An 11,689-nucleotide genomic window follows, 5' to 3' on the forward strand; every position below is an offset into this window, starting at 1 on the left:
AATTCCGTTCTTGCTAATACTTGGACTATTCGCGATCGCATTGCCACTAGCATCCACAAAACTGAGGCCATTACTATTGATCAATGTACCTGCTGCATTGACGCTATCGACTTTCACATCTTTGGCTAATTTAACCGTGAGCTTGTTATTTCCATCAGCCACAACACCAATATTGTTATCTGTTAATTTGCTCGCATCTGTTACACCACCAACGACATTTAGCGTTTCTCCAAGTTTACGCTGTACATTGGCACCGCTATCTGCTTGAAAGGTTAGTGGTGTATTGGCTAAATCTTCAATTGCAGTATTGGTTTGATGCAATTGACTACCATTAATCGCATCCGTACTGGTTGAGCTGATTCGACCTGCTGCGACATTGACGATGATACGTTCATTCCCTGCACTACCCACACTTACACTTGAAGAATTGGTAGGCATACCCGCAAAATTATAGGTCTTGCCATTAATTACCGTACTGGTTGTTTGTACATAATCGGCAGATTGCGAACCATTACCAAGGGCAACAGCATTGTTATGATTAACAACTGTATTTGAACCTATGGCAGTCGCACCTTCGGCTGTTGCCTGTGCATTGGTACCTTGAGCAATGGTATTGGTATTTAACGCTTTGGCATTGAAACCTTGTGAAATTGCTGCGCTGCCTGTCGCCAAAGCATTTGCACCAATCGCAGTTGCATTATCTGCAATAGCTTGTGCATTGTTCCCTTGCGCAATGGAGTTAAGATTTAATGCCTTAGCTGAAACACCTTGCGCCAACGCATTTTCCCCGTCTGCTTTGGCTTGTTTACCTAAAGCAACCCCATTTGCTCCAATCGTCTGAGCATCTAGACCAATCGCAATTGCATCTTTCGCCTCAACTTTGCTGTTTTTACCCACTGCAATGGTATTTTCCTCAGTCGCTCGAGCCGTATTCCCTAGAGCAATTGCACTTTGAATTTGAGCAAAACTATCTGTACCAATGGCAATCGTATTTGAATTGAGATTGTTATCAATTTCATCTTTGGTCGGATTGGCTTTCCCTGAAATAGAGTTATTTCCCAGTGCAATTGCATTGGTTGCATAACTTGTTGCTTGTGTCCCTGTTGCAATTGAGTCACGAGCATTGGCATTGGCTTGTTTACCTGTCGCCAACGCATTGGTTCCAGATGCCGATGCTTGCGTACCTAAAGCCAGTGCATCTGTGCTTGAGGAACGACTGCTGACCCCAACGGCAAGCGCCCGATCGGCACTCGCTCGAGCATCATAACCTTGCGCTATACTTTCCTCTCCTCGTGCAATCGTTTCTTTACCAATCGCAATCCCTTTACTGTTAGTCACCAGTGCATTTGTCCCAATTGCCACTGCATCATTGACTTTATCATTGCTGGTTTGTGGCTCTGATTTCGCATCTTTACCAATGACAATACTATTTTCACCCCGGCTGATCGCATGCTGACCAATCGCAACACCTGCTGCATCATATGCAATCGTTCCTGTTGAACCAATCGTGGTCGCATTATCACCAAGGGCATAGACCTGCGAACCTATTGCCGTACTATTTTTATTCTGGGCAATGGCTTCAGGCCCAATTGCAACCGCATCTACCCCAGAAGCACCTTCATTATTTTTGTTTCCAATCGTCTCAGATTTAACACTGATATATTTGACCCGACTCGCTTCAACGGCTTCTTGCATTTGAGCTAGATTCACCGCATCTGTACCCACTTTACCTGGTGCCAAACCACTAATAACCGTATTAGGTCTTAGATTAATTTGTTTAGAGGTTGCATCTGTATAAGTCACTGCATTATCAATACTTGGCAGCACAGCACCACTTGAGATCGCACCTAAAGCATCGACCACTGTATTGTATTTATATTCCTTGCCATTATTATCTTTTAAGGTAATTTGCGAATAATTACCGTTGTTGTCTACACTAACATCGCCACCAATTAAGTTACCTACTTTCTCTTGAGCAATTTTTAATTGTCTGACATTAACAGCATCATAACCATCTGCACCATCATCCACATGAGCAATTCTTCTGTTAAATGCAGCCACACCTCCTGAACCATCCGAACCAACTGAGACCACGCCTTGATTACTGGTTTTAGATGAGGTCAGATAACCTGTTTGTGTTTCGGCTAACTCTTTTGAAGCAACAGAATTAGAACCCAAAGCAATACTATTATCTTTAGACCACGCATTTGTTCCAATTACAACGCCATTATCTGCATTTTTCTTGGTCCCTGTACCCGAGCCGTCATCAATCCCTTCTACTTTTGAATTGGACCCAATCGCAACCGCACCTTGATTGTCTGCACTTGCTAAATAACCAACAGCAACAGCCGCTTGACCTGAAATTGAACGTCCACCAATCGCTGTGGTATGGTCAGTTTCTTTGGCATTTTGATTGGATAAATAACCAATACTGACATTTTCCTCGCCCGCGGAAGCCTGACCCGATTTCGAACCAATCGCAATGTTATAATTTCCCGATGTACCATTGGATGCTTCTAAACCAATGGCGATATTTTCATTGCCTTTGATGTTTTGTCCTGCATTGGTACCAATTGCAATATGGTTTTGATTGCTATTTCCTGCATTATTGACCGTACCTACGCCTGCATTTGCACCTAAAGAAATGGCGCTGGTACTATTCGCCTGAGCACCTGAACCCAGTGCAGTAGAATTTGCTCCACTCGCAATTGCACTATCTCCCAAGGCTATTGCTGAGCCAGATGCTGCTTTCGCCCCTTGACCAATAGCGGTAGCATTCGATGCAGAAGCTTCTGCACCAGCCCCTAACGCAGTCGCATTCTCAGCACTTGAAATTGAGTTAGAACCTATAGAAACGGCATTTTTGGTGCTGGTACCACTAATCTTTGCAGCATCACCAATCGCAATCGAACTGGTAATTTCCATCGTATCCGTCGTCGCTGCCTGCCCAATCACGGTATTTTTATTGCCTAGTGCTTTAGTGTCTTTACCAATCGCAATTGACTCAATTCCATCGGTAGCAGGTGTACCCGCAACGGTTGCTGTTCCGACAATGGCATTATTACCAATCGCCACCGCATCTTTAGCTGCTATATTGGTCACAGCCTTTGGCCCTACCGCCACTGAGTCGGTACCATCAGCAACAGAATCATCTAAAACTGAAGTTGCATGGAAATATTTAGCGCGTTCAATTCCTGCATTTAACAAGTCTTGTTCAACTTTATACAGTTGATCACCAGTCACAACTTCCTTAGATCCAGAACCTACAGTAGCATTTTTAGTCACTGTAATTTGGCCATTATCGATCACAACCCCATCGACTGTAACTTTGTCAAAACTAACCTCTGGCTTTGTCGCAACAGTCAGATTATTTCCTGATCGGGTAATCGCAATATTTGCGCCATCTGAAAACTGAACTGTATCAGAAGACTTTACTGATGTTGCAGCATCACCATTTGCTTGAATTTTCCAGGTTTGATTCGATATTCCCCCAACCGATGACTGTAAATTTGCAATATCTCCTTCATTCACCGTGACTCGATTAGTTAGTGAGGAAATATCACCTGTGTTTTTAGATACACTCGAGTTTATTGTCGAAATATCACCTGTATTTTTCGAAACACTAGAATTTAATGATGAAATATCTGAGCTATTTTGATTGACTTTATTATCAACAGTTTTCAATTGCCCAAAAGTTGCAGCATCATCATTATTCGCCCCATCACTCAATCCAGAGATTTTATTGCTTGTACTATCAACCACCACCGTCCCCACGGTAACATTCTTAAAAGCAACATTATCCGATGTAGAAATTGTGTGCTTTATATTCAACGGATCACTATTATCTGTAACGACTTGTATATTATTTCCCTGAATTACCTCATCTGCATAACTTGCGCCTATCCCTACACTAAAATTAACCAGTATGACAGCAGCTAAAACCTTAATTGTCTTTGATTTTACTCTGGATTTAGCCAGCTCAGATACCGCTACCCAAACACCAGTTGAAGCATTCCACACCAGCTTATAGACTTTATTCATGATTATTTCACCTTATCGTTTATGTATGTTTTTAAAGTGTTTATTTTGAATAAAATATAAACAGAAACTTATTCAACCCTTGGTAACTTAGAGTAACTCTTTATTTATACTTTGTTTTTTAAATGTAATTTACAAAAATACAACTTACTTTAATATTATTTTAAATCTAATTAATGATTACAGTTTAAAACAACATTTTTCATTAAAAATCATAATATTAAATATTTATTATAAAAAATTAATTATTATTTAAAATTTATTAAAAAAACATAAAACACTAGTAAATACTTAGATTCCAATTTGTTTATTTGTGTAACTTTATTTTTATCTTTAGTTAAAATATATTTTTATATAACAACACTTTGAAAAAAAAATTAGCCTTTATAACAACTTAGACTTTAAAAATATAAAAATACAATAAAATCAATAGATTTGCACAGAATCGCTCTGAGGCGTATTTTAAAAAAACATGAAAAATAAATAAATTTCAAACCTAAAGATAGATCGAATAAGAAAAGTGAGATCGAAAAATGATTGAATGGTTACAAGGCGAATTAAAACATAGCCCAGAAATACTATTGTTCTTATCCTTAGCAATAGGTTTCTGGATCGGTCAGTTTCAATTCGGAAAATTTCAGTTCGGTGGTGTAGCAGGTTCCCTACTTGTTGCAGTCGTACTCAGTCTCATCGGTGTTCCCGTCGATAATGGGGTCAAAGCCATTCTATTTGCATTATTTATTTATGCAGTTGGTTTTGAAAGTGGCCCACAGTTCTTCAAATCATTGGGTCCACAATCGATAAAAGAAATCCTATTAGCAGTCTTCATGGCAGTCAGCGGCTTAATCACAGTCTTGGTCATGGCAAAGTTATTCCATTTAGACAAAGGTTTAGCCGCAGGACTCGCTGCTGGTGGAATGACCCAATCTGCAATTATTGGGACTGCAGGTGATGCGATTTCACGACTCGACCTGCCCTTGGCTGAGATTCAAAAACTACAGGCCAATGTCGCAATCGGATATGCGGTGACTTATATTTTTGGTTCATTGGGTGCCATCATTGTCTGTGTCAATATTCTGCCTAAATTTATGGGCAAAGAAATTCACGATGATGCTTTGAAAGCACAATCCGAACGTCTGAAAGGTGCTTTTGAATTAGCACCAGGTCAAGAGCTTGCAATGCCTGAAATTGTCGGACGTATTTATAAAGTCAAACAAGCCAATGGACAAACTGTTGCAGAACTTGAATCCATACAAAGTAGCATTACCATCGAGCGCTTAAAGCGTAAAGATCAATTGATTGATGTGGCACCAGAACTAACTTTACAAACAGATGATGTGATATTGCTGGTCGGCCGTCGTGCCAGTGTTGTTGCTATTTCAGACCAAATTGGTACTGAACTACAGTCTTCACAAGGTATGGAAATGATTATGGATACGACCGATGTCATCCTAAGAAATTCCAAGTATATCAATCGCAGTCTCGGTGATATTAAAAGTAATACCCCATCCTATTTAAAGCATGGGATTTACGTGCTGGCGATTAAACGTAACGATGAAACGCAGAGCTTGAGTGATGACACCGTTTTACATCAAGGGGATGTTATTACCGTGTATGGAACTAAAAGTGATCTTGATCGTTTAGTCAAAGAAGCAGGTACAGCACTGCCAGAAAGCTTAAAAACCGACTGGATTTTCCACGGCGCAGGCTTGGTCGTTGGTTTATTGATTGGTTTGTTTGTAGTCCGTATTGGTGATGTCCCTCTAACACTTGGTGCAGGTGGTGGTGCGTTACTGTCAGGTCTTCTGTTTGGTTGGTTGCGCAGCCGCAATCAAGTCCATGGCAACATGCCTTTAGCTGCATCGCAGCTCCTGAAAGATCTGGGTCTTGCAGGATTCGTGGCTGCGGTTGGCTTGCAATCTGGTTTACAAGCCATCCAAACCATTAAAGACAGTGGTCTGTCCTTATTTATGATCGGTGTGGTGGTCACATTAGTTCCTCTGATTCTTTCCATGCTTTTTGCACGTTATGTGCTGCGTTATGACAACGTTGCCGTTATGGCAGGCGCCTTGTCTGGTTCTCGTAGTGCCAACCCTGCCTTTGGTGCAATTTTAGATAAAGCTGGAAACTCAATTCCGACCGTGCCTTTTGCAATTACCTATGCCTTGGCAAACGTATTCTTAACTCTGCTTGGCCCACTGATTGTTGGCCTTGCTTAAATCCATATTCAAAATTTTATTGCCGTCACTATAATTAAGGAGACTTCCCATGGGGAACGTTGATTACTCAAAATACTCAAAACTTAGCCCATTCGAACTAAAAGACAATTTAATTGAGCTTGCCCAAAGCAAAACAGACAGGATGATGCTGAATGCAGGCCGCGGAAATCCAAACTTTTTAGCCACGATTCCGCGTCGGGCATTCTTCCAATTGGGGCTATTTTCAACAACGGAATCAGAGTTTTCGTTCTCTTATATGCCAGAAGGCTTAGGCGGCTTCCCTCGCCCAGTTGGTCTGCAATCTCGCTTCGATAACTTCATTATGCACAATCGGGATAAACCCGGTGTAGTATTTTTAGGCAAAGCCATTTCCTATGTCCGAGATCAGCTCGGTTTAGATCCAGATGCTTTTTTACTGGAAATGGTTGAGGGAATTTTAGGTTGTAACTACCCTGTCCCTGACCGCATGCTACGTATCAGTGAATCGATTATCAAAGAATATATCCTACGTGAAATGGGCGTCCAAGGCATGCCGAAAGAAGGCTTAGACTTGTTTGCGGTCGAAGGTGGAACCGCAGCAATGGCCTATATTTTTAACTCCTTAAAAGAGAATAAAATTATTGCCAATGGCGATCGTATCGCGATTGGTGCACCTATTTTCACACCATATTTGGAAATTCCAAAACTGAATGACTATCAACTTGAAGAAGTCCTGATCGAGGCCGATCCAAAACTCGGATGGCAATACCCTGAATCTGAATTGCGGAAACTGGAAGACCCATCGATTAAAGCCTTCTTTCTGGTGAATCCAAGTAACCCGCCCTCAGTAAAACTCAGCGATGAAGGTTTGGCGATATTGGCTGATATCGTGAAAAAACGACCTGACCTGATTATTTTAACCGATGATGTGTACGGTACATTTGCAGACAATTTCAAATCACTGTTTGCGATCTGCCCAGACAATACCATCTTGGTGTATTCATTCTCGAAATATTTTGGAGCAACTGGATGGAGACTCGGGGTAATCGCTCTCTCCAACAATAATATTCTGGATCAAAAACTGGCTGCGCTGTCGAAAAAAGACAAGAAGGAACTGGAAGAACGCTATTCTTCTTTAACCACTGATCCAGCCAAGATCAAATTTATTGATCGTCTGGTCGCAGATAGTCGCAATGTAGCACTGAACCACACCGCAGGTCTTTCTACACCTCAACAAGTGCAAATGGTACTGTTTGCCCTATTCAATATGATGGATTCGCAACAGAACTATAAGAAGGCGGTTAAATCTGTAGTGCGCGAACGTGATGCTGCGCTGTATCGACAATTAGGAGTTGAAGTTCCAGCCGATCCAAACTCAGTCGATTACTATACCTTGGTCAACTTGGAAAATACCTCTCGAACACTGTATGGAGACGAGTTTGCAGATTGGGTCATGAAGAATAAGAACCCAACCGAATTATTATTCCGCGTTGCTGATGAAACAGGTGTGGTACTGTTACCAGGTTCAGGCTTTGGGGTACAGCACCCTTCTGCCCGTGCGTCATTGGCCAACCTGAATGAATACCAATATGCTGCCATTGGGGATTCCTTAAGACGCTTTGCCGAAGAATCTTATCAAGAATACTTAAAAACCAAGAAAGGCAAAAAATAAATCTGAATCAATGTTCCTGATCAATAAAAAAGCAGCTTAGGCTGCTTTTTTATATTTTTAAACTCAAAACTTTAAATTAAAGATCAAGTACTAGTTTTTTGCCTTTTGCACGCGATACACAAATCATCATCGACTGCTGTGAGGCTTTTTCATCATCACTCAGATACTGATCGAAATGCTCTACCTCACCTTCTAGAATCATGGTTTCACACGTGCCACAGACTCCTTCACGGCATAAACATTCCACATCAATATTGAGCAATTCAATCGCTTGTAAAATGGTTTGATTGCCTTGCACTTCCACTTCTTGATTGGATTTCGCCAATACAACCGTAAATGCTTCACCCTCTTCAGGTACCGTAGATGCAAACTGTTCCCAGTGAATATATTCATCGCGGTAACGATGGTAATTACAACGATCGATCACTGCATCAATCATTGGCTTTGGGCCACACACATAGACGTGCGTACCTTTGGGTTGAGAGCCAATCAATTGATCGAGATCAAGATATTTTCCATCTGAATCAATATAGCTAACAATATGTTCGCCATGCTTTTGCTTGAGTTCATCTAACAATGCAGCATGCTCTGGGGAACGGTAGGCATAATGCAATTCAAAGTCTGCACCACGCGCTGCCAGCTCATCCATTTGCGGCACAAATGGGGTAATCCCAATCCCGCCTGCAATTAAAATATGTTTCTCACCATCTGCCGCCAATGGAAACAAATTCTTCGGTTCAGAAATCAGAATTTCACAGCCTTCATTGCACTGATCATGCATAAAGACTGAACCACCTTTACCTTCAATATCTTTACGGACACAGACTTGGTAAGTCGATAGATCATGAGCACAGCTCATCAATGAATAGGCATTGGATAGCTGATCATTCATTTTCACAATGATATGACTGCCACCATTGAATTGAGGGAAATTTTGTCCGTCCTGACGTTTAAATGTAAACCGTTTGATCAGTGGAGTCAGTTGCTCTACCCGTGTGACCACCGATGCAAACATTTCATAATGACTAGCCATGTCTAAATCCTCTTTACCGCATGCTGCTCATCTCAGCATTTTCTAATTTTAAGCGCATATTGCCCGTTGGGCTGCCCATTCTGACAACCCAACCAACAGTGTCCCTAAATTCCTAAACACATATATTTAATGGTCATAAATTCTTCTAAACCGTATTTAGAGCCTTCACGACCAACACCCGATTGTTTTACACCGCCAAATGGCACCACTTCATTGGAAATAGCAGTTGAGTTCATCCCGACCATGCCATATTCCAGTTGTTCAGCCACACGCCAAATCCGTGAAATGTTTTCGCTATACACATAGGCTGCCAAACCAAAAATGGTATCGTTGGCTTGCGCCACCACATCCGCTTCCTCAGTAAAACGAATTAAAGGTGCTACTGGGCCAAAAATTTCTTCCTGAACAATGTCCATATCACGCGAAACATCGGTTAACACGGTCGGTTCAAAGAAGGTTTGTCCAAGTGCATGTTGTTGACCACCGCACGCCACTTGGGCACCTTTGCCACAAGCATCATCAATCAACTGTTTTGCTTTCAGTACTGCCTTGTCATTGATTAACGGCCCGATCTGTACATTCGGTTCCAAACCATTGCCGATTTTGAATTTCTGTACTTCTTGCACAAATTTCTCGGTAAAGGCCTGATAAACCTTGTCATGGACATAGATTCGATTGGCACAAACACAGGTCTGCCCTGCATTACGGAACTTGGCAAAGATTGCACCTTGTACCGCTTTATCCAGATCCGCATCATCAAACACGATCAATGGTGCATTGCCACCCAGTTCCAGCGCCAATTTTTTAATGGTGCCTGAGCATTGCTGCATCAATAAACGCCCCACAGGTGTAGAACCAGTAAAGGTCAGTTTTTTGACTTTTTCATGACTGCTAAAGACCAAACCAATCTCTTGCGATTTGCCTGTAACTACATTAATGACACCTGCTGGAATGCCTGCCATTTCTGCCAGTTTGGCAATTGCAAGCGCACAATATGGGGTTTCATTGGCAGGCTTAATCACGATCGTACAACCCGCTGCCAAAGCAGGTGCCGCTTTACGGGTAATCATGGCAATAGGGAAATTCCACGGCGTAATCGCTGCAACCACACCCACAGGTTCTTTGGTGATAATAAAACGCTGCTGGCTATTGGTGGTTGGAATCACATCGCCATAAACACGTTTGCCTTCTTCCGCAAACCATTGAATAAATGAAGCTGCATATTTCACTTCACCCAAAGCTTCGGCTAAGGGTTTACCCTGCTCAATGGTCATGATCCGCGCCAGCTCATCCGCGTGGCTCAAAACCAGCTGATACCAAGCCAATAATAGGTCTGCACGTTTTTGTGCCGTTAATCCTTTCCACGCTGCTAAAGCCTGATACGCCACTTCAACCGCTTCGGTGGCTTCTGCTGCACCCATATTTGGAATGACACCAATTTCTTCACCTGTCGCAGGATTGGTCACAGGAATGGTGGCATTAGATTGTGCACTCACCCATTGACCATTGATCAATCCGCGTTGTTGAAATAACGGACTTGCTTGCAAACTTGACATGTCATGTTCCTATCGATTAAAAGCAAGGTACGGCCTGATCACCGCACCTTAAATTATCTGATGCCTGAGACAAAATTATTTGTGGTATTGCGCAACAAGATTCTGGAAATACGCAATACCGTGTTCACTGATTCCTGAACGTTGCTTGTCGGTCATGATACGCCCTTGACCACGATAACCCCGTGATTTTAAACCACGTTGTACGCTTTCAACCAGTTCGAGGTCTTCAGGACGGAAGACATTGCGATACCATTCAATCAGGTCTTTCTGATCTTGAGTCAATTCTTCATTGGTGAAGAAAATGTCATAGTGCTGCAAAGTGGTTTCCGCATCCATCGGGAACTCATAAATCACGGTCATAAAGTTCGCACCCGGTGGTACGTTAAACATGGTGCATGGCCAAGTCCAGAAACCACTAAAAGTTGGATCCTTCACCGATGGGTCAAGCTTGAATGATTTTTCTGAAGAACGTGCATAACCATATTGCAGCGTCCAATTTTGATGGGTGGTGTGCCAGTATTTATCCACCTGTACCGAGTCAGCAAAACCAGGATGCGCTGGACCACAGTGATAACATTCTAAATAGTTATCCACGATCACTTTCCAGTTGGCAGGTGTTTCCGTTACAAAACGTGCAGCCAGTTTCAAGTCTTTGATTACGGCACAAGCTTCATTCAGTTTTTGTGCAAATTCAGGCAATTGATCTTCAACACAAGTGGCATTTTCATCCATATTAATAAAGACAAAACCACCATATTCTTCAACTTTTAACGGCACCATGCTGGAGTTTTGCTTGTCAAAAGACTCAACATGATCACAGTTACGTGCCAGTGCCAAACTACCATCCAGCTTGAATGTCCATGCATGATACGGACAGGTAATCACGTTTTTGGCTTTACCGCTACCACTTAATAATTCATGACCACGATGTGGGCAGACATTATAAAATGCACGCAATACACTATCTTTACCGCGAATCACGATGATGTTTTCACCAATCACCTTACGGGTAATATAGTCATTGGCTTGGGCAACTTCACTGCCATGTGCTACGCAAATCCAGCTTTTCGCAAAAATTTCTTCTTTTTCGCGCTCAAACACCTGAGATGAGGTATAGAACACTTTTGGAAATGTCCATGCCACATCTGGGTTTGAACAGAAATCTTCTGGTAATTTTTCAACTGCATTCATG

General features: G+C 42.1%; 6 protein-coding genes. 2 read left to right on the plus strand and 4 right to left on the minus strand.

Annotated elements, in window-relative coordinates; all coding sequences use genetic code 11:
- Positions 1–4,041: ESPR-type extended signal peptide-containing protein (locus WA352_RS11325; RefSeq protein WP_336142657.1), on the minus strand; the 4,041-nt coding region annotated here is incomplete at its 3' end.
- Between the two features lie 530 nt (positions 4,042–4,571).
- Between WA352_RS11325 and aspT the strand changes: the two genes are divergently transcribed.
- Entirely contained in the window at positions 4,572–6,257 is a 1,686-nt protein-coding gene (gene aspT, locus WA352_RS11330; protein ID WP_241345123.1) for an aspartate-alanine antiporter, read from the plus strand.
- A 49-nt stretch (positions 6,258–6,306) separates the two neighbouring features.
- Positions 6,307–7,908 (plus strand): bifunctional aspartate transaminase/aspartate 4-decarboxylase, encoded by a 1,602-nt coding sequence (locus tag WA352_RS11335; protein ID WP_004806113.1) that lies wholly within the window; start codon positions 6,307–6,309, stop codon positions 7,906–7,908.
- Between the two features lie 76 nt (positions 7,909–7,984).
- Here WA352_RS11335 and cntB read toward each other — a convergent pair whose 3' ends face one another.
- The 3 genes from cntB to cntA all read right to left on the minus strand — a co-directional run bounded on the left by cntB (position 7,985) and on the right by cntA (position 11,688).
- Positions 7,985–8,941, minus strand: coding sequence for a carnitine monooxygenase, reductase subunit CntB (gene cntB / locus WA352_RS11340; RefSeq protein WP_241345125.1), 957 nt, complete (start codon positions 8,939–8,941; stop codon positions 7,985–7,987).
- Positions 8,942–9,045: 104 nt separating this feature from the next.
- Complete coding sequence (locus tag WA352_RS11345; RefSeq protein ID WP_241345126.1) at positions 9,046–10,497, minus strand: NAD-dependent succinate-semialdehyde dehydrogenase; 1,452 nt, start codon at positions 10,495–10,497, stop codon at positions 9,046–9,048.
- A gap of 75 nt (positions 10,498–10,572) precedes the next feature.
- Positions 10,573–11,688: a carnitine monooxygenase subunit alpha gene (gene cntA, locus WA352_RS11350; protein WP_005150788.1), complete on the minus strand. Its 1,116-nt coding sequence runs from the start codon at positions 11,686–11,688 to the stop codon at positions 10,573–10,575.
- Position 11,689 lies beyond the last annotated feature (1 nt).

This window comes from Acinetobacter sp. 102 (assembly GCF_037028485.1).
GTDB classification, from domain to species: domain Bacteria; phylum Pseudomonadota; class Gammaproteobacteria; order Pseudomonadales; family Moraxellaceae; genus Acinetobacter; species Acinetobacter higginsii.